The sequence below is a fragment of the Chryseobacterium sp. Tr-659 genome, assembly GCF_011752975.1.
Classification (GTDB): Bacteria; Bacteroidota; Bacteroidia; order Flavobacteriales; family Weeksellaceae; genus Chryseobacterium.
Map to the genome: position 1 here is coordinate 169,308 of NZ_VWWP01000004.1, position 26,037 is coordinate 195,344.

27 protein-coding genes are annotated in these 26,037 nt (G+C 35.6%); 14 read left to right on the forward strand and 13 right to left on the reverse strand.

Annotated features, from left to right (window positions below; all coding sequences use genetic code 11):
* Window positions 1–65 precede the first annotated feature (65 nt).
* A complete protein-coding gene (locus F3J23_RS11355; protein WP_167028580.1) occupies window positions 66–416 on the reverse strand; it encodes an RNA recognition motif domain-containing protein in 351 nt (116 codons plus the stop codon).
* Window positions 417–777: 361 nt separating this feature from the next.
* Here F3J23_RS11355 and F3J23_RS11360 point away from each other — a divergent pair, with 361 nt between their 5' ends.
* The 8 genes from F3J23_RS11360 to F3J23_RS11395 all read left to right on the forward strand — a co-directional run bounded on the left by F3J23_RS11360 (window position 778) and on the right by F3J23_RS11395 (window position 10,136).
* The gene (locus tag F3J23_RS11360; RefSeq protein ID WP_167028583.1) at window positions 778–1,191 is read left to right on the forward strand and encodes a DUF6157 family protein; all 414 of its coding nucleotides are present in this window, start codon (window positions 778–780) and stop codon (window positions 1,189–1,191) included.
* 96 nt (window positions 1,192–1,287) lie between these two features.
* Window positions 1,288–1,683 carry an acyl-CoA thioesterase gene (locus tag F3J23_RS11365; protein WP_167028586.1) on the forward strand — a complete coding sequence of 132 codons (396 nt, stop codon included), beginning with the start codon at window positions 1,288–1,290 and terminating at the stop codon, window positions 1,681–1,683.
* On the forward strand, window positions 1,680–2,240 hold the full coding sequence (locus F3J23_RS11370; protein ID WP_167028589.1) for a helix-turn-helix domain-containing protein: 561 nt from the start codon (window positions 1,680–1,682) through the stop codon (window positions 2,238–2,240). Before F3J23_RS11365 ends, F3J23_RS11370 begins: the two co-directional genes overlap by 4 nt.
* A gap of 195 nt (window positions 2,241–2,435) precedes the next feature.
* Window positions 2,436–5,312, forward strand: coding sequence for a heavy metal translocating P-type ATPase (locus F3J23_RS11375; RefSeq protein WP_167028592.1), 2,877 nt, complete (start codon window positions 2,436–2,438; stop codon window positions 5,310–5,312).
* Between the two features lie 515 nt (window positions 5,313–5,827).
* Window positions 5,828–6,688, forward strand: coding sequence for a polysaccharide deacetylase family protein (locus tag F3J23_RS11380; protein WP_167028595.1), 861 nt, complete (start codon window positions 5,828–5,830; stop codon window positions 6,686–6,688).
* A 74-nt stretch (window positions 6,689–6,762) separates the two neighbouring features.
* Window positions 6,763–7,422: a YggS family pyridoxal phosphate-dependent enzyme gene (locus tag F3J23_RS11385; RefSeq protein ID WP_167028598.1), complete on the forward strand. Its 660-nt coding sequence runs from the start codon at window positions 6,763–6,765 to the stop codon at window positions 7,420–7,422.
* 56 nt (window positions 7,423–7,478) lie between these two features.
* Window positions 7,479–8,663 (forward strand): sigma-54-dependent transcriptional regulator, encoded by a 1,185-nt coding sequence (locus F3J23_RS11390; protein WP_167028601.1) that lies wholly within the window; start codon window positions 7,479–7,481, stop codon window positions 8,661–8,663.
* A gap of 99 nt (window positions 8,664–8,762) precedes the next feature.
* Window positions 8,763–10,136, forward strand: coding sequence for an MATE family efflux transporter (locus tag F3J23_RS11395; RefSeq protein ID WP_167028604.1), 1,374 nt, complete (start codon window positions 8,763–8,765; stop codon window positions 10,134–10,136).
* 117 nt (window positions 10,137–10,253) lie between these two features.
* On the opposite strand, the gene F3J23_RS11400 is transcribed toward F3J23_RS11395, so the two are convergent.
* The 3 genes from F3J23_RS11400 to F3J23_RS11410 all read right to left on the reverse strand — a co-directional run bounded on the left by F3J23_RS11400 (window position 10,254) and on the right by F3J23_RS11410 (window position 12,041).
* Entirely contained in the window at window positions 10,254–10,799 is a 546-nt protein-coding gene (locus F3J23_RS11400; RefSeq protein ID WP_167028607.1) for a hypothetical protein, read from the reverse strand.
* A gap of 16 nt (window positions 10,800–10,815) precedes the next feature.
* Window positions 10,816–11,322: a GNAT family N-acetyltransferase gene (locus F3J23_RS11405; RefSeq protein ID WP_167028610.1), complete on the reverse strand. Its 507-nt coding sequence runs from the start codon at window positions 11,320–11,322 to the stop codon at window positions 10,816–10,818.
* 155 nt (window positions 11,323–11,477) lie between these two features.
* Complete coding sequence (locus F3J23_RS11410) at window positions 11,478–12,041, reverse strand: Crp/Fnr family transcriptional regulator (protein ID WP_167028613.1); 564 nt, start codon at window positions 12,039–12,041, stop codon at window positions 11,478–11,480.
* A gap of 76 nt (window positions 12,042–12,117) precedes the next feature.
* Here F3J23_RS11410 and F3J23_RS11415 point away from each other — a divergent pair, with 76 nt between their 5' ends.
* A complete protein-coding gene (locus F3J23_RS11415; RefSeq protein ID WP_167028616.1) occupies window positions 12,118–12,807 on the forward strand; it encodes an HAD family hydrolase in 690 nt (229 codons plus the stop codon).
* A 144-nt stretch (window positions 12,808–12,951) separates the two neighbouring features.
* On the opposite strand, the gene F3J23_RS11420 is transcribed toward F3J23_RS11415, so the two are convergent.
* Window positions 12,952–15,354 carry a prolyl oligopeptidase family serine peptidase gene (locus F3J23_RS11420; RefSeq protein ID WP_185156453.1) on the reverse strand — a complete coding sequence of 801 codons (2,403 nt, stop codon included), beginning with the start codon at window positions 15,352–15,354 and terminating at the stop codon, window positions 12,952–12,954.
* 127 nt (window positions 15,355–15,481) lie between these two features.
* On the opposite strand from F3J23_RS11420, the gene F3J23_RS11425 reads away from it, so the two are divergent.
* Window positions 15,482–15,631 carry a bacteriocin-like protein gene (locus F3J23_RS11425; RefSeq protein ID WP_167028619.1) on the forward strand — a complete coding sequence of 50 codons (150 nt, stop codon included), beginning with the start codon at window positions 15,482–15,484 and terminating at the stop codon, window positions 15,629–15,631.
* A gap of 65 nt (window positions 15,632–15,696) precedes the next feature.
* On the opposite strand, the gene F3J23_RS11430 is transcribed toward F3J23_RS11425, so the two are convergent.
* Together F3J23_RS11430 and era are read right to left on the reverse strand one after the other, a co-directional pair.
* Window positions 15,697–16,125 (reverse strand): DoxX family protein, encoded by a 429-nt coding sequence (locus F3J23_RS11430; RefSeq protein WP_167028621.1) that lies wholly within the window; start codon window positions 16,123–16,125, stop codon window positions 15,697–15,699.
* A gap of 66 nt (window positions 16,126–16,191) precedes the next feature.
* The gene (era, locus tag F3J23_RS11435; protein WP_167028624.1) at window positions 16,192–17,067 is read right to left on the reverse strand and encodes a GTPase Era; all 876 of its coding nucleotides are present in this window, start codon (window positions 17,065–17,067) and stop codon (window positions 16,192–16,194) included.
* Between the two features lie 412 nt (window positions 17,068–17,479).
* Between era and F3J23_RS11440 the strand changes: the two genes are divergently transcribed.
* The 3 genes from F3J23_RS11440 (at window position 17,480) to F3J23_RS11450 (ending at window position 19,542) form a co-directional block, all read left to right on the forward strand.
* Window positions 17,480–18,043, forward strand: a complete 564-nt coding sequence (locus tag F3J23_RS11440; protein ID WP_167028627.1) for a Crp/Fnr family transcriptional regulator — start codon at window positions 17,480–17,482, stop codon at window positions 18,041–18,043.
* Between the two features lie 296 nt (window positions 18,044–18,339).
* Window positions 18,340–18,672 (forward strand): DMT family transporter, encoded by a 333-nt coding sequence (locus F3J23_RS11445; RefSeq protein ID WP_167028630.1) that lies wholly within the window; start codon window positions 18,340–18,342, stop codon window positions 18,670–18,672.
* A 156-nt stretch (window positions 18,673–18,828) separates the two neighbouring features.
* Window positions 18,829–19,542 (forward strand): T9SS type A sorting domain-containing protein, encoded by a 714-nt coding sequence (locus tag F3J23_RS11450; protein ID WP_167028633.1) that lies wholly within the window; start codon window positions 18,829–18,831, stop codon window positions 19,540–19,542.
* Window positions 19,543–19,597: 55 nt separating this feature from the next.
* Here F3J23_RS11450 and F3J23_RS11455 read toward each other — a convergent pair whose 3' ends face one another.
* From F3J23_RS11455 to gpmI, 5 genes are all read right to left on the reverse strand, one after another.
* A complete protein-coding gene (locus F3J23_RS11455) occupies window positions 19,598–20,365 on the reverse strand; it encodes a class I SAM-dependent methyltransferase (RefSeq protein ID WP_167028635.1) in 768 nt (255 codons plus the stop codon).
* On the reverse strand, window positions 20,365–21,174 hold the full coding sequence (map, locus tag F3J23_RS11460) for a type I methionyl aminopeptidase (protein ID WP_167028638.1): 810 nt from the start codon (window positions 21,172–21,174) through the stop codon (window positions 20,365–20,367). The genes F3J23_RS11455 and map overlap by 1 nt, the downstream gene beginning before the upstream one ends.
* 93 nt (window positions 21,175–21,267) lie before the next feature.
* Window positions 21,268–21,699, reverse strand: coding sequence for a BT0820 family HAD-type phosphatase (locus F3J23_RS11465; protein WP_167028641.1), 432 nt, complete (start codon window positions 21,697–21,699; stop codon window positions 21,268–21,270).
* A gap of 97 nt (window positions 21,700–21,796) precedes the next feature.
* Window positions 21,797–22,774 (reverse strand): acyl-ACP desaturase, encoded by a 978-nt coding sequence (locus F3J23_RS11470; protein ID WP_167028644.1) that lies wholly within the window; start codon window positions 22,772–22,774, stop codon window positions 21,797–21,799.
* A 149-nt stretch (window positions 22,775–22,923) separates the two neighbouring features.
* Window positions 22,924–24,465, reverse strand: a complete 1,542-nt coding sequence (gpmI, locus tag F3J23_RS11475; protein ID WP_167028646.1) for a 2,3-bisphosphoglycerate-independent phosphoglycerate mutase — start codon at window positions 24,463–24,465, stop codon at window positions 22,924–22,926.
* Window positions 24,466–24,765: 300 nt separating this feature from the next.
* On the opposite strand from gpmI, the gene F3J23_RS11480 reads away from it, so the two are divergent.
* Complete coding sequence (locus F3J23_RS11480; protein WP_167028649.1) at window positions 24,766–25,089, forward strand: translation initiation factor; 324 nt, start codon at window positions 24,766–24,768, stop codon at window positions 25,087–25,089.
* 2 nt (window positions 25,090–25,091) lie between these two features.
* On the opposite strand, the gene F3J23_RS11485 is transcribed toward F3J23_RS11480, so the two are convergent.
* Window positions 25,092–25,991, reverse strand: coding sequence for a leucine-rich repeat domain-containing protein (locus F3J23_RS11485; protein ID WP_167028652.1), 900 nt, complete (start codon window positions 25,989–25,991; stop codon window positions 25,092–25,094).
* Window positions 25,992–26,037: the final 46 nt, after the last annotated feature.

Sequence of the window (26,037 nt, forward strand, 5' to 3'; positions counted from 1 at the left end):
TAATGATATGATTTACTGAAAATTATATTCATAAAAAAAGCGGCTTAAAAGCCGCTTCATATTTTTTACCAACGATTTCCGCCTCCGCCACGGTTGTTGTTACCATAGCCTCCGCCTCTATTGTTGTTACCATAACCTCCACCTCTGTTGTTATCGAAGCTTCTTCTTGGTTTTTCCTCTCTTGGCTTAGCTTCAGATACGTTTAGTGTTTTTCCGTTGAATTCTTTTTGGTTAAGAGCTTCAATAGCCTGCTTTCCTTCTTCATCACCCATTTCTACAAAACCGAAACCTCTGGAACGACCAGTTTCTCTGTCTGTAACAATTTTAGCTGATGATACATCTCCAAATTCTGCGAATAGATCGTGCAACTCATACTCTTTAGTTGCGTAATTGATGTTTGAAACAAAAATGTTCATTTTAAATAAATTAAAAAATTAATAATAATTTGGTATATAAAAGAAAAACAACATAAATTAATGAACAAATATTGATTCCAAATATAAACGTATGCAAGATACAATTAAAAATTTCAAATCAAAGCTTTTTTTAAATATTTCTCACATTATGTTGAATCCAAAACATCAAATACTTACATTTAAAAACACAACAATTTGATTATCAATTATTTAATTAAAAACAAACCATTTAGTTAAATTATTCAAATTAATATAAAAAAAATATAAAATAATATACACTACACCTCCATTAAAGAAGATAATATTATATTTATAAAGCTTTATTGTTTAGATTTCATCAATTATTAAAACAAAAACAGTTATGAAACAACATAGCACCAATTACATCAACACTCTTATAGAAGTAGCAGAAGATTGTCCGGTTTCCCACGCACAGATTCCTCCGGAAAAGAAAGAGAAATCACTCGCCACTCTTCAGTATGAGAGACTTATAAAAAATCCTTACCAATATTCTTCTGATGATATCATTTTTGAATGTTATGCCATAAAAAATGACATTTCAGAAAATGAAAGACAAGAAGAAAGAGATCAATTTTTCTCCAAAGGCCAGGCTTGCCTGCGTGCTTCTCCTTTAGCTAAAAGATATGGATTCGGAATTCATCATAATTCAAAAGGAAAAGTAGCTTTATACCCGATGGAAAGTGAAGAATACCAAAAGTTATTACATGATAATACTATAGCAAAAACCAAAGCAATGCGCTCCAAAAGAAAATGATTGAGAAAATGAATGATTCTTTTCAGATCAATAAATACGATTCTTTTGAGAACATCAGCTTTTAACACTAAATTTGTACTGCAAATTATTAAAGATATGAACTACCATACCAGAAAATGGGTAAAACCAGAGGATTTAAATCCAAACCATTCACTTTTCGGAGGAAGACTGCTTCAATGGATTGATGAAGAAGCGGCATTATATGCTATTATTCAATTAGAAAACACCAAAGTGGTGACCAAATTTATCTCTGAAATCAATTTCGTAAGCTCTGCCAAACAGGGAGACATTATAGAAATAGGAATTGAAGCTAGTCATTTCGGCTCCACTTCTGTTACTTTAAGATGTGATGTACGAAATAAAATGACCCATCAGACTATTATCACTGTAGACAAAATCGTAATGGTAAACCTGGATGCAGATGGAAATCCTTCACCACATGGGAAAACACAGATTGAATTCGTAAAAGACAGGTTAAACAGCAGCCTATGAAGATTTTCATAAAGAATATGGTCTGCAACAGATGCATTGCAGCAGTAGAAAGTATTTTCGAAAATGCTGGTGTAAAAACAGATTCTGTTATATTAGGAGAAGTGGAAACTGAAACGGAAGTCTCTGCCGAACAAATGCAATGCATTGAAAAAAAACTGCTTGACACAGGCTTTGAGAGAATTATGGATTCTGCTCATCAGCTTGTTGAAAAAATTAAAAACCTGATTATTGTAAAAATCAGTGATCTTGATATTGCTGAAGACTTCCTTCTTTCGGAATTTTTAAGTTCCAACATTCATAAGGATTACAGTTCACTTTCCAAAACCTTCTCGCAGAATGAGAATATCACACTGGAACAGTTTTTCATCCTTCAAAAAATTGAAAAGGTAAAAGAACTCCTTCTTTATAATGAATTCAACCTTACAGAAATTGCAGGAAAGCTTGGCTATAAAAGTGTCCAACATTTATCATCACAATTCCGTAATGTAACCGGATTCACCCCTACTGAATTCAAAAAACTCAAGGAACATAATAGAAAATCATTGGATAACCTATAAGTTAAAGGGTTGGAAAGCCTGTGAACTGATTTATTTTATAGTACCTCTCACACCTTCCAACCTATCCTAATCTAACATTATCAAACCCTTAGACTCTCCTACTTATCTCCCATTCTTAATTTTATAACTATTATCCTTAAATTTATAACAGACTTGATTTCCCTTTTTGGAAATTTGTACTATAAATTTAGAATCATGGAACAACAGTATAAAATACTCGGAATGACCTGTTCCGGCTGCCAGAAAAAGATATCCAACCAACTGAACAGTGTACATGGAGTAAAAGCCGATGTAAACCTTGAAAACAACACGGCCACCATCACCTCGGATCATGGCATTGAACTTTCGGTTTTAAATGGCGCTTTGGCAGAAATAGGAAAATACAGACTTGAAGATCCGAATAATCCCGAAAAAGCTTTTGTAAAACCTCAGGATCGCGTCTCTCCATCCTCGGTATACTATTGTCCTATGGAATGTGAAGGAGACAAGGTATATTTTACGCAGGGAGAAAGATGTCCTGTATGTAAAATGTATCTGGTTCCTATTGAAGAAAAACTAGCCAAGGATCCTAATCATAAACCAACTTATTCAGCAACCAACCTTCCTGGAAACTTTAAAGATAACGTTGGAAAGTATTACTGCCCGATGTTTTGTGAAGGGGACAAGGTATATAATGAAAAAGGAGAATGCCCTGTATGCCATATGGATTTAGAGGAAATCACAGAGGATCTCGCTCAAAATGCAGCTCATCATCAACATTCTCATAGCCATAATCATTCACATTCACACAGCCATGACCACCATCACGGACATCATCACGAAGCCCCGGCTGTTACTGATGAAATGGCAGGAAAGTATTATTGCCCCATGTATTGTGAAGGTGACAAAACTTACGACTCTAATGTAGGATGTCCTGTCTGCGGAATGGACCTCGTTAAATATCCTGAAAAGAAAACAGCAAAATACACCTGCCCTATGCACCCGGAAATCATCCGTGATGAACCCGGAAGCTGCCCGATCTGTGGAATGGACCTTGTAAGAATGCCCGACAGCGGAGATGATGAAGAGGATGAAACTTATACTATATTAAAAAGGAAGTTCATTATATCTTTAGCTTTTACGATTCCTGTTTTCATTCTTTCAATGGGGGGAATGTTTATTAATTTTCCTTTCTCTCATCAAATACAAGGATTTATTGAGCTTGCTTTAACCCTTCCTGTCATGTTCTATTCCGGATGGTTCTTATTGAAAAGAGGCTGGGTTTCTTTTAAAACCTGGAATCTGAACATGTTCAGCCTTATTGCTCTGGGGGTAGCAGCTGCATTTATTTTCAGTATTACAGCCCTTGTCTTTCCTGATATTATTCCGCATGAAATCCGTGGACATAATCATGAAATCCCGTTGTATTTTGAGGCAGTCTGTGTAATTCTTACTCTTGTTATCTTAGGACAGCTGATGGAAGCTGCTGCCCACAAAAAGACAGGAAATGCCATCAAAGAATTAATGAACCTTTCTCCGGATGAAGCCAATCTTATCGTAAATGGTGAAGAAAAAAGAGTACTGCTTTCGCAGGTAAAAATCGGAGACTTATTAAAAGTAAAACCCGGAGAAAAAATCCCTGTAGATGGTAAAATTACCGAAGGAAATTCAATAGTAGATGAAAGCATGATTACCGGAGAACCTGTTCCGGTTGAAAAAAATGTAGATGATAAAGTATCTTCAGGAACTATAAACGGCAATCAGGTATTCATTATGAAAGCTGAGAAAGTAGGCGATGAAACTCTTCTTTCACAAATCATTAAAATGGTGAATGAGGCCAGCCGAAGCAAAGCCCCCATCCAGAAACTTACCGATAAAGTTTCCAAAGTATTTGTTCCCGTGGTAATCCTTATTGCCGCACTTACATTTATTCTTTGGCAGTTTTTCGGGCCTGAAGGAAAAAGAAGTTTATTTGCCTTCGTGAATGCTGTTGCGGTTTTAATTGTAGCCTGCCCATGTGCACTTGGACTGGCGACACCAATGTCTTTAATGGTAGGAATCGGGAAAGGAGCTAAAAACGGTATCCTGATCAAAAACGCGGAAGCCCTTGAGCAAATGAATAAAATCAATGTTCTGATTACTGATAAAACAGGAACCTTAACTGAAGGAAAGCCTTCAGTAGAATATATTGAAACGGCAAATAACGAAGATAAAAATCAGATATTAAAACTGGCTTATTCACTGAATCAGAATTCTGAGCACCCGCTTTCCAATGCCGTTATTAAACGGGCAAAAGAAGGAAATATAAGCGCTGAAAAAGTAGATCAGTTTGAAAATATTTCCGGAAAAGGAGTAAAAGGAAACATCAACGGCAAAACGGTCTATCTCGGAAATGAAAATCTGCTGACCTCACACCAAATCATGATCCCTGACAACCTTAAACAGAAAGCGATTGAAGTGCAATCTAAAGCACATACAATCTCTTATATTGCACAAGACCATCAGGTATTAGGTTTTGTAAGCTTTACAGATAAAATTAAAGAGAGCTCCAAAAAAGCAGTTAAACAACTAATAAGTGAAGGCATTGATGTGATTATGATGACCGGTGATAACGAACATACAGCCAAAGCGGTTGCTGATGAACTCGGAATCAAGCATTTTAAGGCAAACTGTCTTCCGGAAGATAAGCTTAATGAAGTAAAAAAACTCCAGAAGCAGGGCAAAATTGTAGCTATGACCGGAGACGGAATCAACGATTCTCCTGCCCTTGCCCAATCCGATGTAGGAATTGCCATGGGAACCGGAACCGATGTAGCCATTGAAAGTGCTGAAATTACTTTATTAAAAGGAGATATTCTGGGAGTTGCCAAAGCAAAGTTATTAAGTGAAAAGTTGCTTAAAAACATTAAAGAAAACTTATTCTTTGCATTCATATATAATGTATTGGGAGTCCCGGTTGCGGCGGGACTATTATATCCTTTCTTCGGAATCTTACTATCACCAATGATTGCCGCTGCTGCTATGAGCTTCAGTTCATTATCTGTGATTTTGAATTCATTGAGATTAAACTCGGTAGATCTGGATATTAAATAATATCATAAAAAGAAAATCTTTATCCTTTAGGATGTTCACGGTTTTACAATAACGACTGAAAGCGGTCTTTATATCCCAAGAACAACCAAAGTAAAGGTTTTCTTTTTGTATAACATAAAGGTCATCAATTTTGTTTTTTACAGAAAATATTTTTAAATATGGTACAAGCTTCTTACGCTATATCTTTTTTTTAAAAAAAACTCCAAAATAAATTAACCTTTCACATTTTATAAAAAACACTAATCTATTCAAGCAAAATAATTCCCCACAATAGGAAATTAAGATTATCTCAACAAATATAGACAATAACTATTGTTTTGATATTTATAAATGTTAAGAAATAAAGAAAAGCAAATTATAATTTCACAATCAAAGTATTAATGGAAATATCCTTTAAAATAAAGTTCTTAAAATAAACTTAAAAAGAAAAATTACTGCAAAATATGGCATATAATTTGTTAACTTTCAAGTGTTATTTTTAACGATTTTTAACAATTTAAAACTCCATTATCTTTATGAGAAAAATTTTTGCGGGAAAGTCAAAAAATAAGACTTTTCTCGGGATGTTTGCATTGGTGAGTGCAACTTCGGTTTTATTGAACAGCTGTAATTTCAAGAATGAGGTGAATGAACCTATCCATTCACAGGAACATCCTGCCGCAGAAACGGTCCCCAAGATGGACGATGAAAGCGTAGACCCGGATAAAAGAGTGATCTACCTTACCTTTGATGACGGTCCCAACCAGGGAACTGAAAATCTTTTAAAAATACTGGACAAAAGAAATGTCTGTGCAACAGCCTTTTTAGTTGGGAAACATGCATACGGAAGCAAAAAGCAGAAAGATGATCTGGAACTTCTGAAGCAAAACCCTTTACTGGAACTGGCTAATCACAGCTTTACCCATGCCCATAACAAATACACAGACTTTTATAAAAATGCTGATGCTGTAGTTCATGATTTTGATGTTGCCAAAGACAGCCTTAAGCTTTATGATAAAATAGCGAGAACTCCGGGCAGAAATATCTGGAGGCTAAACAATATTAATGTAACGGATATTAAAAGTTCTACCGCTGCTGCTGATGGTCTTAAAAAGGCAGGCTATAAGGTAGTTGGCTGGGATCTGGAATGGAGACCTACCCATAAAATGACTTTAAAAGGAAGCCACGAAGCCATGTTGAAAAAAGTAGACAGTATCTTCTTCAATGACCTTGAAAAAACCTCAAGACATCTTGTTTTCCTGACTCATGATCAATATCTGAGAGACACGGATTCTATCAACGAACTGGATTTGTTTATTGAAAAACTGCAGAAAAGCAACAGATTCGTTTTCAGAAAAATTTCTCAATATCCTAAGATGAATGAAGTATTGAATTAATCTTTCGGTAAAAGTTCAATGTAAAATGTATTCACGACTGGCAACTGTCAGGGAATTTTCGGAAATTTGCATATATGAGTATTAAAGACAATTATAAAGCGATACAAGATCAGCTTCCAGCAGGAGTTCAACTGGTTGCTGTTTCAAAAACACATCCGGTCTCTGCCATACAGGAGGTTTATGATCTGGGACAAAGAGTTTTCGGAGAAAATAAGGTACAGGAGCTGATGGAAAAGTCTCCTCTTCTTCCCGATGATATTCAATGGCATTTAATCGGCCACCTGCAGACGAATAAAGTCAAATATATTGCTTCTTTTATAGATACCATACAAAGTGTGGATTCTGAAAAGCTGCTAACTGAAATCAATAAAGAATCAGGTAAGAACAACAGGATTATTAAGGTTTTGCTTCAGGTGAAGATTGCAGCTGAAGAGAGCAAATTCGGGCTCGAAATTCCGGAAGCTAAAGAACTGTTTCAACACTATACTGATGGCAAATTTCCCAATATTGAGATTACCGGCTTAATGGGAATGGCTACTTTCACGGATGATGAACAACAAGTCAAACAAGAATTTTTAACATTAAAAGCTCTTTTTGATGAATTAAATCAACTAAAAACATTAAATACCTTATCTATGGGAATGAGTGATGATTTCCCCGTAGCTATTGAATGTGGAGCTAACTCTGTGAGGGTTGGATCTGCAATTTTCGGGAGAAGAGACTATTCAAAATAGAATATTTAGGTACGGTTTTTGCTAATAATTGAAACAAAAAATTTAAATTTGCAACTATGCAAAAAATCCTTATAGTAGAAGACGAAAAAGCAATCTCGGGAGTACTTCACAGTATTCTTTCGGATGAACTAACCGATTATGAATTTGTTATCGCCGAAGACGGCCTTGAAGGTTACAAACAGGTAGAAAAAGAAGATTTCGCATTAGTGATTTCTGATATCAAAATGCCTAAACTTTCAGGAACTGAACTGCTGAAGCAAAGTCTCGCATTAAAACCAGAAACTACTTTTATCATGATCTCAGGCCACGCAGACATTGATTCTGCCGTTTCCTGTTTGAAAGAGGGTGCATATGATTTTATCTCCAAGCCAATTGACATCAACAGACTGATCACCAGTGTGAAAAATGCTTTGGTAAAGGAAACCCTGAAGAAAGAAAATAAAAATCTTCAGACAGAAAACAAGACCTTAAAGAAAAAAGTAAGCAAAAAATATCAGATGATTGGCGATTCTCCTGCTTTGCAGAAGATCCAGGATATGATTGAAAAAGTAGCTGCTTCAGATGCCAGAGTTCTTATCACAGGTCCTAACGGTGCCGGAAAAGAACTTGTAGCTCATGCTATTCACAATCAAAGCGACCGTTCAAGAGGTCCAATGGTAGAGGTAAACTGTGCTGCTATTCCATCTGAACTTATTGAATCTGAACTTTTCGGACACGTAAAAGGATCTTTTACAGGTGCCATCAAGGATAAGCAAGGGAAATTTGAACAAGCTAACGGAGGAACAATCTTCCTTGATGAGATTGGTGATATGAGCCTTATTGCTCAGGCAAAGGTATTGAGAGCGCTTCAGGAAAGCAAAGTTTCTCCTGTAGGAAGTGATAAAGAAATTAAAGTTGACGTAAGAGTAATTGCGGCAACTAATAAGAATATGCAGAAAGAAATTGAGGAAGGGAAATTCAGAGAAGACCTTTACCACAGACTTTCTGTAATTGAAATCTACGTTCCCCCATTGGATGAAAGAAAAGAGGACATCAAATTGCTGGTTGAGCATTTTTCAGGAATGATTGCTGATGAACATGGTACTGCTGTGAAAAAGTTTGACGATAAAGCTATTGATGCTTTAAAAGTGCTTTCATGGACTGGAAATATCAGGGAATTAAGAAACGTGGTTGAGAGATTGATCATTCTAGGTGGAAATACTGTTTCTGAAAGTGACGTTGCAAGTTTTGTAAGGAAATAATAAGTTATTATTTACACTATATAAAAATTTGCAGTAACACTACTGCAAATTTTTTTTTTGCCCTGATTAAAATATAAACTATATGAATCTTAAAATATTATGAACTTTTTAAACAAAAACTACACAAAAGAATGCCTGACTTTGGCTCTGCCTGTGATGCTTACTCAGGTAGGGCAAGTTTCGGTAAACTTATTCGATAATATTATTGTCGGAAAACTTTTGGGTGCCGATGCGCTGGCATCCGTTTCATTGGGAAATGCAGTATTTTTCTCCATATTTGTATTGGCACTCGGTTTTTCCTTTGCAATACCGCCACTGGTTTCGGAAGCACATTCCAGAGAAGACCATGCAACAATCAATTCCGTGTTCAGCCATGGATTTATCATCAATATGTCTGTAGGGATTATTTTAATGGTCATTCTCCTTTTGGGAATGCCGCTACTCTATCATTCCGGACAGCCTGCTAAGATCATTCCGGACACCGTAAGCTTCCTGAGCATCATGGTAGTCAGTATGATCCCGTTCATGGCTTTCCAGACACTTCGTGAGGTTTCTGAAGGTCTGTCATATACGATTGGGGTAACTAAAGCAACCATCATTGCCAATATCATCAATATTGTCCTGAACTATGTCTTCATTAAAGGACTTTGGGGAATCCCGCCAATGGGGGTAAAAGGGTCTGCACTGGCTACACTGATCTCCAGAATTTTCATGGTCGTTTTCCTTTATTTTGTATTGCTTAAAGAAAAAAGAACCAGACGTTACATTAAAGATTTTTCATTGAAAGTTCAGAATTTTTCAAAGAAAATGTTTGATAAAATGGTAAAACTGGGCCTGCCTACAGCACTGCAAATGTTCTTTGAGGTAACGGCTTTCGCAGGGGCTGCATTCATTTGCGGACTGATCTCTGCCCATGATATTGCCTCTCACCAGATCGCATTGAGCATGGCTTCTTTCACCTTCAACTTATGTGTTGGGTTCAGTGTTGCTTCTACGGTAATGATTGGAAGAAAATTGGGAGAACAAAACTTTGTTGAACTGAGAAAAGTAGGGATCAATAACCTTAAGATCGCTTTTATTTTTATGTGTATCTGTGGGTTGATTTTCATTCTGGGCAGAAATATATTGCCTACTTTCTTTACGAAAAAAGAAGAAGTGGAAGTTATCACTCTGGCATCAAAGCTAATGATTATTGCTGCTTTATTCCAGCTTTCAGACGGAATCCAGGTAACTGCTTTAGGGATGCTAAGAGGGTTACAGGATGTTAAAATACCGTCTATTTATACCTTTATCGCCTATTGGGTCATTACGATTCCATTGGGATATTTCTTCTGTGTTACATTGGAAATGGGAGCTTTAGGAATGTGGATTGCCTTAGGATTAGGACTGACTGTATCAGCTGTTTTCCTGGTGAAACGATTTTTAAATATGTCTGCGAAGAGAATTAAGCAGAATACATCAATAAAAGTATAAGTAAAAATTGACGCAGAGTTTTAGCTCTGCGTTTTTTATTGAATGATAAAAAATAAATGCAAATTTTAAAATAAATACTCTTCCACAGATTTCAGAGACTACACCGTAGACATATTATTATATTATAATACCTCCAGATTGAATATACGTTAGTTTTGCTCCATCAATAAATTCTTCAAAGCTTGTCATTTCATCTGCATTTTCATTATAGAGTTCAAAATAATACTCGGTCGGATTTACCCTATTTTCTAACAAACCTAGTAAGACACTTTTTCCCAAAAATTCATCTTGACCAAACATCCAGAAGGAAAATCTTTTAGTCTGAGGATTTATATTTAATAGAGGTAATTCATTTATAGCCGCAATCTTCACATGCGGAGTGCCATTAATAGCCATTGGATACAACAAACCACTTCCAAAAATCAATTTAAATTTTTCTCCTACATTTTCGGGAAATTCAAGAATGTTAACTACGTTAATAATTGCTTTTGCTTTTTCAAGTTTAACCTGAGATCTTAAATATTTTGAATGTTCCTGTTGTTTATATATCGTTTCAAAATGTTCTTTTGCAGGATGATATTTCCCGCTATTTATATTTTCTGTTTGTGCTATTCCTTTAATTGCAAAAAAAGCAACAAACATTACTATAAAAATATTTTTCATACGATGAAATTAGAAATTATTCTCTTATCCTCTTTCCTAAAATCTTCAAACTTCTTTCAACACCATCCAGAATAGCCACATTCGGCAGACTTCCCCAATCTTCAAACCCAAAATGCCTGAATAATTTAAGACTCGGTTCATTGTGAAGAAAAATAAGAGCAACGAGATTGTTTACTCCGAATTTACCGGCATTATCAATACAATATTGAAGAATAGCTTTACCATACCCTTTTCCTCTGCAAGTTTCGTCCAGATAAATACTTACTTCTACAGTGCCGTTATATGCCGCTCTTTCGTGAAACGAGCTGAAGCTTACCCATCCGATTATTTGGTTCTGATCATCTTCAACCACCCAAAGCGGTCTTGTCTGAGGATTGTGTTCTTCAAACCACTTTATTTTGCTTTCCACAGAGACTTCTTCCATATCTGCAGTCACCATTCTTGAAGCAATTGTTGAGTTGTAGATGGCTACAATCTTATTTAAATCTGCCAATTCAGCATTCCTGAAATTTAATTTTTCCATTGATATAAACATTCAACTTAATCTATTGCAAAAATAGCAAATTTTAAAATCACCCCTATAAAATTATGATTAAATTATTCTATTTTACTATTTACAATATCAACACCCCATAAAAATTGAAGTAAAAAAAACAAAAAATCAATTTTTAAACAAAATCATTTCAAATCTTTCAAAATCCTATTCAGGCTTCTCATTGTAATTCCCAGATAGGCAGCCATGTCTTCTTTAGATATCCGGATATTTTGTTTCTCCTGCATTTTGAGTAATTGCGCCAGGGTATGTTCGGTTGTATAAAGTTGTTGGTAAGATGCCCTGCTTGAAGTATTTATAATCCTTTCTGCAAATGACTCTAAAAGAAGATTGTTCAGGATAAGATCATTCTTCATCAAAGATTTAAAATAAGGAATTTCAACAGCAAAGGCAGTTATTTCTGTTACGGCTTCAATACTACACAAACAATTGATATCTTTAATGAGTTCCACCTCTCCAATCACTTCTCCACTTCCCAGAAATTCTACAATGTATTCTTTTCCGTTTTCTTCTGCGAAATAGCATTTAGCAATTCCTTCTTTGATAAGCATTACCCTGAAAGATTTTTCATCCTGAATCAATATCTTTTCTCCTTTATGAAAAGACTGCAGCACAATATTTCCATTATGCTTTTGATGGCTGTAAAGTTCTTCGAGATAGTTTAAAAATGTATGATTCGTCCGTAACATATTCAACCGGGACAAATGTCCTTTCCTGATTTATTTTTTATTCTGATTTTTGTGAGCAGAAAATTACAAAACAAAAATGAATAATCATATTACAACTATCGCTTTTGATGCTGATGATACGCTTTGGATTAATGAGCCTTATTTTCAGGAAGCAGAGAAGGAATTCTGCGTACTTCTTGAAGATTATCTCCCACAGCATTCTGTATCACAGGAATTGTTTAAAACAGAAATGCAAAACCTTCATTTGTACGGATACGGTGTAAAAGGTTTTATGCTTTGCATGATTGAAACTATCGGCAGAGTTTCCAATAATACAGCACCATTAGAACTTGTGAACAAAGCCATTCAGCTTGGCCAGGAGCTTCTTCAGAAACCTATTGAATTGTTGAATGGAGTTACTGAAACTCTTGAAAACTTAAAGGGAAAATACAGATTGGTAGTTGCTACCAAAGGTGATCTGCTGGATCAGGAACGCAAACTGAAAAATTCCGGGCTGCAGGATTATTTTCATCATATTGAAATCATGAGTGATAAAAAAGAACATGATTATAAAAAACTTCTGAAACACCTTGACTGTAAGCCGGAAAACTTTCTGATGCTCGGAAATTCAATCAAATCGGATGTATTACCGGTATTGGAAATCGGAGGTTCAGCCGCTCATATTCCTTATCACATTACCTGGACACATGAACAGCATGATATCAATCTGGATCATGAACATTTTATAGAGCTGAAAAGTATTGACGAGATCCTGAAATATCTTTAATCAGACTATTTTGAATCATTGAGGAAAATTAATCTTCAAGCCATATACTCTTAAGAGTTTTTAATTTTTGGAAAGTCTAACTTTCTTATTATATTTTTCAACTAAAAAAAGCGACTGCTTATGATAAACAGTCGCTTTTGTCTTTTATTTCTTTAAACACTTCTCAAGGAACTGATCTTGTTCCCATAGAAGATGTAAGATATTTTCTTTAGCCTGGTATCCGTGGGCTTCTTTTGGAAGAAGAACCATTTTTACCGGAGCTCCAAGATTTTTCAATGCCTGGAAGTATCTTTCTGTTTGTAATGTGAAAGTTCCCGGATTGTTATCTGCATCACCATGGATAAGAAGAAGAGGCGTCTTCATTTTATCTGCATGCATAAATGGAGACATTGTGTTGTAGATCTCCGGAACATCCCAATAGTTTCTCTGTTCACTCTGGAATCCGAAAGGTGTCAAAGTTCTGTTGTAGGCACCACTTCTTGCAATTCCACATGCAAAAAGATTAGAATGTGTCAGAAGGTTAGCTGTCATAAAAGCACCATAAGAGTGCCCTCCTACCGCTACTTTCTTTTTATCGATATACCCCAACTGGTCTACGGCATCAATTGCTGCTGCGGCATTCGCAACCAATTGAGTAATGAAAGTATCGTTCGGTTCTGTTTTCCCTTCTCCAATAATTGGGAAAGCAGCATCATCAAGAACCGCGTATCCTTTCGTAGTCCAGTATACAAAAGATCCGTAGTACGGGAATGTAAAATCGTTCGGGTTTTGAGTGCTCTGGCCTGCTGTATTTTTATCTTTATATTCTGTAGGATAAGCCCAAATTAGTAAAGGCAGCTTCTCTTTTTTTGCTTTTCTGTCATAATTAGCAGGAAGGTAAAGGGTTCCGGTTAAAGTAACTCCATCATTTCTTTTGTAAGTAATTACTTCTTTGTAAACATCTTTAATACTTTCAAAAGGATTTGCAAAGTTAGTTACAGCTTCTTCTTTATTAGATTTGATATTCTTTTTGAAATAATTAGGATAAAGGCTCGGTGACTGTTGAGTCGTAAGAATTTCACCTTTTGAAGCATTGAGGATATCAATAATTTCTTCTTTACCGTTCTTTATATTCGAAGTGTAAAGTCTTTTCTTTTTCAATGATTTCACATCCATCTCATCAATAAAAGGATGCTGCCCGTCTTTAGTAAATCCGTCTCCAATCAGGTAAGCTTTTCCGCCTTTCATATCTATTACATATCTCCCATACTGATTTTTTGTAGTATTAAAATTTCCCGGATCACTGTAAACATCCTGATAATTTCTATCATCAAAAACTTTAGATTCTCCGTTATTGGTATCTATCAGATAAGATTTTGTATTTCTTGTGTCATACCAGCCTTCAGAAACAATGGCATAATGATCATTAGTCCAAGTTACATCACTATATCTTTGTTTTGTTTTGAAGAAAGATTTAGGAGCTGCTGTAAATGGAGCTTCCCAGGTAAATATCTCGTCTCTGTAATCCGCTGTTTTAGACTGATCTCCTCCATCCAAAGCCTCGGCAAAAGTAAGAGTAGCAGGAGCGTCACTTCTCCAGCCCATATCTCTTTTCCCTGTTCTCACAGATGAGAATCCTTTTGGCATGATTTCATTCAAAGGAACTTCATTGACTGTTTTCACAATATTTCCTTTGATATCATACACTATTGTTGTTGAAGGAAATCGGTTGAGTGGAACAATATAGGAAAATGGTTTTTTAATCAAAGTAGCCATTAGATAATTGCCGTCCGGAGAAAAACTTAACCCGGCATACATATCCTGGTCTTTTAATTTCTTAAGATTTCCTGTAAGATCTACATTATAAATTTCAGAAGCAGTAAGGGTCTCGAAGTTTTTCTCATCCTGAGGGTTTTTCAAAAGATCCTGGTAAGTTCTGTTCTGAGAAACTTTACCATCTGCTGTTGAAACAATTGGGCCTGTCGGAAGGTCTTTACTTGCATCTATAAGAGAAGGTCTGTTTTGCGGAATTACTCTGATCAGTAAGCTCTGAGAGTCATTATACCATACGTATGGCATTCCTAAATTAGCATTCAGATTATCCGCAGTTATTTTTTTGGCAGAAGCGGTTTCCATATCTACAATCCAAAGTTCTACCCCTTTAGCTGTTGTATTGGTAAATGCCAGTTTTTTTTCATCCGGTGAAAATGAAACATATGCAATTTTTGCATTGGAAGGCAGATTTTTCACCTGTACCTCATTTTTATCATTGATCTTTCTGATCTTCAGATTATTTGAGTAGGTCATACTGCTTGAGATATTGGTAACCGGATTGATTCTTAGCCCACCCAGCTTCATTTCCTGCTGGCTGAGATCTTCCAGTGTCTTATAAGTAGGACGATATGTAAAAACTACCCAATCTTTCTTGCTGTTCATCATCACACTTGGCGGTCTCTGGTAATCTGCAAGCTTCAGAATCTCAGCAGACGGCTTTTGGTAAGTTATATTCTCCTGAGCATCATAAAAATTCAGAAATGCCAAAAGGCAAATAGTCAGTTTTATCTTCATATAAATTCATTTTATACGAATGTAGTAAATTTTGAAAGATCTATGAAATTAAAAAAATAAGACACCATTTGGTGTTATGTATTTTTTTTGTTATTTTTAGAATACAAATTAAAATAATAATTATAATATGAAAAATCTAAGAAAATTATCAAAGAAAAATCTAAAAACAATTATTGGAGGAAGTGCACCATTATGTGATGCAGGCTATATGGCTTGCAGAGTAAGAGATGAAAACGGAAAGCTGATCTGGGAGTGCTTACCTCATTGTAATTATTAAGAACAGAAAAGGCACTTCATTTCCTGAAGTGCCTTTCTTTATTGTGTATCGTTTTTATTGTAAGATTACCAGTCTGAAGCTCTTTTTCTTCTTTCTATCATATGATCAACAGAAACCTTACCCGCTCCTATTACCATCAGGAGAAGGTAAACAGATAAATAGACAAGGCTCATTTCTCTTTTTTCAAAAGGATCTGCTCCATGAACCACAAAAGCGGCAATAACCATTGTAAAGATCAAAAATCCTAAAGAAATTCTTGTAAAAAGCCCTAGTATAAGTAAGATTGAACAAACAAATTCAGCAAAAACCGTCAAAATCAGGGATATCTGAGGACCAAGCCCCATAAAATCGAAAAATTCAATTTTCCCACCTGCCAGCAGCATCTGAAGTTTCGGAAAGCCGTGAGACAGCATTGCAAAACCTACAAACACTCTCACTGCTAACAAAATAATATCTTTAGGTATTGAGCTCCAATTTGAATTATTATAGTTCATTTACTAAAAAATTTATACTAAGGTAATAAAAATCTTTTAATACAACGGGATTACAGCGTTTTTAGTTTATCTATACCCGAAATTTTTCAGATCCCTGTCATTCTTTCTCCAATCTTTTTTCACTTTTACAAAAAGATTTAAATGAATTTTTTTGCTGAAGAATTTTTCAAGGTCTAATCTTGCATCGGTTCCTACTTTTTTGATCGCTTCTCCCTTATGCCCGATAATGATCCCTTTTTGGGTATCTCTTTCTACATAAATGATAGAGTCTATAAAAATAATTCCTTCTTTTTCTTTGAACTGTTCTGTAACCACTTCCACAGAATATGGAATTTCCTTTTCATAATTCAAAAGAATTTTTTCACGAATTGCTTCATTTACGAAAAATCTCTCAGGCTTATCTGTAAACTGATCTTTATCGTAGTAAGGAGGGTTTTCAGGAAGTAAAGATTTTATTTTAGGTAAAATGATTTCTGTATTAAAGGCATTCAATGCGGAAATAGGAAGAATTTCAGCTTTTGGAATTTTATTATGCCAATCTTCTACTAACTTTTCAAGGCCTGCCTGATCTGTCTGATCTACTTTGTTAAGCAGCAACAATACAGGAACAGGGATTTTGTTTAACTTATCAATTAAAAATTCTGATGGTTCTGCTTTATCAGTAACATCTACAATAAACAGGAAAACGTCTGCATCCTGTAGTGAGTCTTTTACAAAATCCATCATTTTTTCCTGCAGTCCATATTTTGGATCCAATACTCCCGGAGTATCAGAAAATACGATCTGAAGATCATCTTCATTATAAATACCAAAAATTCTGTGACGGGTTGTCTGAGCTTTCTGCGTTACAATCGCCAGCTTCTCTCCCATTAATTGGTTTAGAAGTGTTGATTTCCCGGCATTGGGCTTTCCAACTATATTTACAAATCCAGCTTTGTGCATAAAAATAATATTACGAACTGCAAAGTTACTAAAACAAAATCGTCTTTACGGTTAATCTCAATATTTAAAAGAAAAAAGAGAGTTATTCAGCTTTATATGGCTTAACAAAAGGAGGTTAAAAGAGGCTATATTGCTATTCTTTTTAAGCATAGTCGGTTTTAACCACAAAGTCACAAAAGTTTTTAATCACTTCAGTTCACTTTAGAAAGTTTAGAATTATGCTATAAAAAGCATACATAAGTGTTGAAAATCTTAGAATTTCATCAATGTCAAACATCTGATGTTCAGATCCTTGTTCAATAAAGATTTAATTATACGGCAATCTTATCCTATTATTTTCCTGAAAAACCATCAAATAATTTTGTATTGAATTATCCAAAACTAATATTTTTGAATATTAGAATTCATCTTTATGAATATAGACCAGATTCTTGACCAAATCTACCTTCTGCCTGAAGCATCGAAAGCCAGCTTAAAAAAGTATATCACAGAAGTCTCTCACCCAAAAGGTTTCTGCCTGATGGAAGCTGATAAAGTGATTCCTTACGTTTATTTCATTCGTAAAGGGATTGCCCGCGCCTACTCTTCTACTTCTGATAATGATATTACTTTCTGGTTCGGCAGTGAAGGGCAGTGTATTCTGTCTATGAAAAGCTATGTGGAGGATAAGCCTGGCTATGAAAGTATTGAATTACTGGAAGACTGTGATCTCTACAGAATGGAAACAGGAAATCTCAAAAAGCTTTATAACGAAGATATTCATATTGCTAACTGGGGTAGAAAACTAGCGGAAGCAGAAATGATAAAATCTGAGGAACTGATTATTTCAAGACAATTCAAAACATCTTTGGAACGATATAAAGATATCATTACTTATCAACCGGATTTGCTTAAAAGGGTTCAGCTTGGCTATATTGCATCTTATCTTGGAATTACACAGGTAAGTTTAAGCAGAATTCGGGCGGAGATTAAGTAAATTGGAGATTCTTGAGGCAGAAAGATAGAAGATGGAGGACAGAAGCTCTTGCAGCTTATGAAAATGCTGTAATTTTATGAACTAACTTAAGAAGATATTTAAGGGCTAAACCCTGGTGAATCATTATTTATATTGAAAGCGGACTAAACCACACCTATTGACAGGATATTGTTTTTTCTTCTTTCTTCCCTATTCCAACTTCCTGCATCCTTTCTTAAAACTGTCATCATTTTTTAACAATTGTAAAATTATTTTCCCTTTCAAATTCTGAAATTTGCAGTAGAAAAATTTAAAAAATGAATTGGATTATCTTAATTATTGCCGGATTATTTGAAGTTGCATTTGCATCATGTTTAGGAAAGGCAAAAGAAACTTCCGGAACAGAATCTTATTATTGGTTTGCAGGCTTTCTGGTGACCATGACCATCAGTATGGTTTTGCTTATCAAAGCTACCCAGACTTTACCCATTGGTACGGCCTATGCGGTATGGACGGGGATTGGAGCGGTAGGAACTGCTTTAATGGGAATTATTTTCTTTAAGGATCCTGTAAGTTTCTGGAGAGTATTCTTTATTGTAACTCTTATTGCTTCGGTGGTAGGTTTAAAAGCTGTCTCTTCATCACACTAAAAAGTGCATAAACTCTATCTATATTTAAAAATGGAGCCGTCTTCAATATGAAGGCGGTTTTTGTTTTCCTTATAATATAATTCGACAAACCCTCTTAGCTTTTTTCATCAGAGAATAAAATCCTTTTTAATATCTTTACCGGCAAACTTATAACTCATGAGAAAAGCATTATTTCTTTTACTGGCTGGTGGTTTATTAGCAGCACAGCAGATATCCGAATTACTTGGCAATAACTGGTATATTTCCAAAATGGTAACAAGCAGCGGACAAACAACCAATACCCCTTTGATTGATAATGGAGTTCCTGCTACCACATTTAACTCTGCGGGAGGCACAAGTTATGTTATCAATTCCAAATACTACAATACATCCATGATGAGCTTTGGAGTTATGCCGGGCAGTAACAATCTTATTAAAACAGCCAGTTCATGTACCTTGTTATTTTATAATGGCGGAAATGCTGCACCTGTTCGAAGTTATGATCAGAAAAATTGTGATATTTATGGTCTTGGAGCTTATGCTTCAGTCTACAGCTATCAGATAACCACCAGTGGCAATCTGAAAACATTAATAATGACTGATCCATCCGGAAATAAAATATATTATAATAATACGGCACAATTAAGCACTAAAGAAACTGAAACAGCAAAGAAAACGTTTACGGCTTATCCAAACCCTGTAAAGGAAGCTTTGCATATAGAAAATGTAGAGAAAAATCTTCCGCTGAAAATCTATGATCTCTCCGGAAAACTTATGTCTGAGACCAAAACTAATGATCTCAAAATGTCTATTAATACAGCCAGCTTTCAAAAAGGATCCTATATTTTAGTTGTGGAAAATTATAAATCTTTCACCTTTACAAAAGAATAAAAGTATATTTACTGTATAAAAAAACCGGCCTTCAGATTCTGAAGGCCGGTTTACTTTATTTCTTAAAAACTACGGGTAAGATTTCATTATGTCTTAATCCGTATTTTTTTATTTCCTCTTCCGAAAACTTCTGTGAATAGAAGTTGACCTCTGCTTCAAAACCGGCTTTTTTCAGACGGTCGAAATAATCCATTCCGTACCAGCGAACATGATCGTATTGTCCGAAATGCTTTTGGCGTTCTTTCGGATCTTTGATGGTGAAGTCTTCATAGGTTTTTTCCAATGCATTCTTCATCGGAACCTGAATAATTCCCCATCCTCCGCGCTTCATTACTCTGTACAGTTCGCTCATTGCCTTTGCATCATCTTCAATATGTTCCAGAACATGGTTACAGAAAACAATATCAAAGCTCTCATCTTCAAACGGCAAATTAAGAATATCAGCTTTTACATCTACAATTGGAGAATATAAATCTGCCGAAATATAATTCAGATTGCTCATCCTTTTGAATTTTCTTAAAAATTCCTGTTCCGGAGCAATATGGAGTACTTTATAATTTTTAATAAAAAAATCTGTTTCATTTTGGAGATACAGCCACATCTGACGGTGTCTTTCCAAACTTAAAGTACCTGGAGAAAGTGCATTCTCCCTTTGTTTTCCATATCCGTAGGGAAGGAATTTCCGGTATGATTTTCCATCAATAGGATCGTAAAACTGATCTCCTTTGAAGAGCTGATAAATAAGCGGTCTAGCCCAGATACTCATTTTAATAAGCATCGGACGTGGAATTTTATTCAGTAAAAGCTTAGTTACCTTTTTCATTAAAAATCCAGTTGGAACTGCTTTTCTTCATCACTTACAATTCCTAACGCTTCATATACGTAATCGAATGTTGAAAGCAATACAGGTTTACCGTTGATTACTGCTACATCATGTTCAAAGTGTGCAGATGGAAGGTTGTCTAAAGTGGTTACCGTCCATCCGTCGTTATGGAATTTTACTTTTTCAGTTCCAAGATTGATCATTGGCTCGATAGCAATTGCCAGACCGTCTTTGATTACTTTTCCGCTTCCCTGTTTTCCATAGTTAGGAACCTGAGGATCTTCGTGCATCTTTCTTCCCAAACCATGTCCCACAAGCTCTCTTACTACTCCATATCCTTCTTTTTCACAGTGTGCCTGGATTGCATGAGAAATATCTCCGATTCTTTTTCCTCTGATACATTGCTCAATTCCTTTATATAGGGATTCTTTTGCTACTTTCAATAGTTTTTTCACTTCCGGCTTTACTTCACCGATTTCAAAAGTATACGCATGATCTCCTACAAATCCGTTAAGGATAACCCCGCAATCTACAGAAAGAACATCTCCTTCTTTCACTATTTCATTGTTCGGGAAACCGTGAACTACCTGCTCATTTGGAGAAATACACAGAGAGTTCGGAAAGCCTCCGTATCCTAAAAATGCAGGTTCTGCACCATGATCTTTAATAAAATCGTGAGCCAGTTTATCTAAATATAAAGTAGTTATCCCTGGTTTAATTTCTTTTGCCAACATTCCCAATGTTTTAGAAACCAGTCGGGCACTCTCCTTCATCAGACGTAATTCGTCTATCGTTTTTAGTTGAATCATTGTTTTAATTTACCAATGTATTTATGTACCAGTGTAACAATTTTAAGACCTTTGAATTGATCAATTGATACTCTGTTAAATTGTTATTTTATACTACCAGAAAAGGCCTTTTTTCTTTTCTTTTTTTAATTTTGAATAGGCAAGAACTTCTTTTCCTTCTACTCGGAATTCTATTCTTTCCTGGATAATATTGTAGATTTCACCCCAACCTGGGAACCCACCTAAATTTCTGTCGTCTATGAACCAGTCTGCATCTAATTTTCTGGACTGATTTTCGGAATCAAAAACTTCTCCTTCAAAACTTGAGTTTACAGCATAAAATTCTAAGCCGTTTTTTTTGCAGAATTCTACTGCTTCATCTAACGTTTTTCCATGTCTGTAAGTCCAAAGTATAAGTCGAAAACCTTCTGCCTGAAGTCTTTTCAGAGTCTCAAAAGCGAAAGTTTTAGGTTTTCCAATTGCCGGGTAAGCATCATCTACAATAGTTCCGTCAAAGTCAACAGCAATTTTTTTATTATTTAACATTTTGTTCTTTTTTTAGCTTTGCAAAGATAAGAAATAAAAAGAGTGCCAAAAAGAAAGGCACTCAATACTTTTATAATTTAATAATAATACAGAACTACTAGCTCTTAACCCAGCTGAACTGGAACTGAAGATCAGGAGTAGAAACCCTGTCTGTGATCTTCTGTAATCTTGCCGGAAGCTTCATCAGGTATTCCTGAGCTTTTTCTGCTTTTTCTGTAAGTCCTTTTACGTGTTCAATTTTCCATTCATCTAAAAGATCTTTCATGATATTGATATAATCCTGGCCTGTGTATACCATACATCTCTGTGCAGCATCTGAGAAATGTCCCCAAAGCTCTCCTGCCTTCTGCCCTGACTGTCTCATCAGGTGAGCCGGCATTACAATCTTTTTACGCATCATATCTTCAAATGCAAGGATCATTTCCGAAGGATCTATTTCAAGAATTTTCGCAACGAAGTGTTTGTAAGCTTTTGCGTGTCTTGCTTCATCTGCAGCAATCACTCCACACATTTTTGCCAGTTTTCCGTTTCCGGATTGTTTAGCCAGTGTACCTACTCTTCTGTGAGAAATATTAGTTGCTGTTTCCTGGAAACTTGTATAGATAAAGTTTCTGTACGGATCCATGCTGGTACCAAGATCAAAACCGTCATTAATCAGATACTGAGTGGTAATTTCAACTTCTCTCATGTTTACTCTTCCGCACAGATAAAGGTATTTATTTAAAAGGTCACCGTGTCTGTTTTCTTCTGCAGTCCAGGCTCTCACCCAGTTTGCCCAGCCTACTTTTTCTTCCTGATTGATTCCGTCCACTCCCATCAGCCAAGACTCATATGAAGGAAGGGCTTCTTCCGTGATACAGTCTCCAATCAGTGTTACAAAAAGGTCATAAGGCATCTCACGTGCAAAAGTCTGAATTTCTTCTAAATCATGCTTAAACTCATCGCTTGAAGGATCTGGCAAGTAATCAGAGGGCTGCCAGATTTTTTCAATTGGCGTTAAAAATTTATCAAGAAAAGAACCTACTTCCTTTTCCAATATTCCCATTACTTCTTTCCTAACAAGCTTTTGATACATTTTACTATTCAGTTTTAATTAGCAAAGATATGATTTATTTATTATTTAACGCATAATAAAGTATGCATCTCATACCTTATCTGACATAAATCATAAAAAAATGCCGATACATCATTATAACGGCATTTTTTTAACATTATTATTGAATTTTAGTTAACTAAAACATCTCCGGTCATAGCATCCGGTATTTTTACCCCCATTACTTTAAGGATTGTAGGCGCTACATCACCCAGTTTTCCTGGTTTTAAATTCCAGGTCTGTTCTTTATCCATTACAATGAAAGGAACCAGGTTGGTAGAGTGCTGGGTGTTTGGAGTTCCATCCGGATTAACCATTACGTCAGAGTTTCCGTGATCTGCAAGAATGAAAACGGCATAACCGTTTTCGTAAGCGGCAGTTGCTACTTTTTCAATACACTGATCTACGGTTTCCGCAGCTTTTACAGCGGCTTCAAAAACACCGGTATGCCCTACCATATCTGTATTGGCAAAATTTAAGCAAACAAAATCAGCCGTTCCCTGCTCTAATTCCGGCACGATCGCGTTGGTAATATCATATGCTGACATTTCCGGTTTCAGATCATAAGTAGGTACATCTTTCGGACTTGGGCACAATAATCTTCTTTCTCCGCTGAATTCCTGCTCTCTTCCTCCTGAGAAGAAAAAAGTAACGTGGGGATATTTTTCTGTTTCTGCGATTCGGATCTGCGTTTTTCCATTTTTTTCAAGAACTTCCCCCATTGTTTCCGTCAGCACATTTTCATCAAAAACAACCTGAACATTCTGGAATGTTTTGTCGTAATTGGTTAATGTGATATAATAAAGGTTGAGTTTCTTCATAGTATACTCTGGAAAATCCTTTTGGGAAAGAACTTCTGTAATTTCTCGTCCTCTGTCTGTACGGAAATTGAAACAGATTACTACATCATTATCAATAATTTTGGCTACCGGTACAATATTTCCTGTTTCAGTAGTCTGCATTAAAATGATCGGCTTCAGGAATTCATCGGTTACATTGTTATCATATGAAGCTTTAATGGCTGCCAAAGCATCCGTTGTCTGTTCTCCAACACCTTCTACCAAAGCATCATATGCCAGTTTTACACGTTCCCATCTTTTGTCTCTGTCCATTGCATAGTATCTTCCTACTACTGTTGCCAGTTTTCCTGTAGTTAGTTCCATATGCTTCTGAAGTTCATCGATAAATCCTAATCCTGAGTGCGGATCACAATCTCTACCATCTGTAAAAGCATGAACAAAAACGTTCTCATTCAAACCGAAATCTTTTGCTGCTGTTAGTAATCCTTTTAAATGATTGATATGTGAATGTACTCCTCCATTGGAAACCAACCCGATAAAGTGTATTTTTTTGTTTTCTTTTTTAGCATATTCAAAGGCATCCTGAATTACTTTTTCCTGTCCTAATGTTCCGGTCTCAACGGCCATATTCAGTTTCACCAGATTCTGGTAAACCACTCTTCCGGCACCAAGATTCATGTGACCTACTTCGGAATTCCCCATCTGTCCTTCCGGAAGACCAACTGCCAGCCCACTTGCTTCAAGTGTAGTGTGTGGAAATTTTTTATAACAGCTGTCTATGAATGGTGTATTTGCTTTATCTATTGCAGAAACGTCCGGGTTTGTTCCCAATCCCCATCCGTCAAGAATTGCCAGTATTGCTTTTTTCGACATTTTGTAAAACTTTTGTTATACAAATTTACCTAATTTCCGATGAATAGAAGAATTTGAAACGTTGAATTTTATTTACATGGGACACTCGCTGATTTTCATATCATTTGGTATAAAAATAAGTTTGATCTCTGAAGTCTTTATTCTCTCGCTGATCAAGCAGATTTTACAGATTAAAATCAGTCTTTAAAAAAGTTTCTGAATTTTATCTTTTTCTCTTTCATCTCTTAGTAAATTACTCTGAAATTTAAATTTCAACAATATTTCCATGTATTAATCCGTAATTCTTTTTAATTTTGCTCTATGGATTTACGAGATCAATTAAAAAACCTTTTTCCTGATCATGATGAGCAGGATTTTGAGATGCCTGAAGAAGAATTCAAGCAGAAAGAGCCTTTGGTATGCAAGTTTGAGAAAAAAGGGAGAAATGGTAAGCCCGTAACGATTGTTGAAGGCTGGGAAGGCAGTGAGGAAGAACTGAAAAAAATTTCAAAAAAAATAAAAACCACCTTAGGTATAGGCGGTTCTGAGAAGGATGGAACGATTATCATTCAAGGGGATAATCGTGACAAAATAATGAATATCCTTAAAGAAATGGGCTATAAAACCAAACGTGTCGGCGGATAGCTCTAGAAATAGATCTGGGTTTCCGGTAATAAGGTTTTTAAGTGTTCAATTTTAGATTTTTCTATAGGGTTTCCTGTAAGAATCAGCGTTTTGAGGTTTTTAAGCTGGCTGATTTCTAAAGGAATATCTTTTAAGTTATTATTGGCCAGATTCATGCTGACCATGTTTTTCAATCCTTTTATTTTTGGTGAGATCTCGATGATATTGTTTCCGCTTACGTTCAAGAATTCAAGATTCTGAGCTTTAAAAAGGTTTTCAGGGAGCTTTATAATGGCATTCTGCTGCAGTTCAAGATATTTTAAGTTTTTCGGAAATGATAAGTTCCCTAAGTCATTGATCTGGTTATCTGAAAGGTTTAAGAATTTAAGATTTTTGATCTGATCAAGCTTATCTGCAATAAAACTGATCTGGTTTCCCTGAAGGTTAATTTCTTCCAGCGTTGGGATTTCCATAAGAGCTTCGGGAAAAACATTCAGATTATTGGCATCAAAATGTACTACTTTTAATTTCTGAAGTTTGGCGATATTGGGATTAATGCTTGTGAGACTGTTCAGATTCATGGAGAAAGTCGTCAGTTTCTTAAGCCTGCTTATTTCATCAGGAATATATTTAATGCTGTTTTCATTCACATTTAATATTTCCAGTTCTTTTAATGTAAAAAGTTCCTGATCCATTTTTTCCAGTTTATTGGCCATCATATTCAGAAAGAATAATGAGTCCAGCTTTACAATCTGAGGAGGAAGGTTGAACAATCCTTTTTGCCTGAAGCTCATGCTATAAACGGTACTTTTACTGTTCAAGGCATCTTCAATATTGGTAAATGTTGGATATTTCACAGGATCAATCTGAGCCTTAGCTTGTGAAAGTACCGAAATGGAAATCAATAGGAAAAGTTTTTTCATAATATAAAAGGTCTGCCGGCAACTTTGTTGCCGGCAGACAGGAATT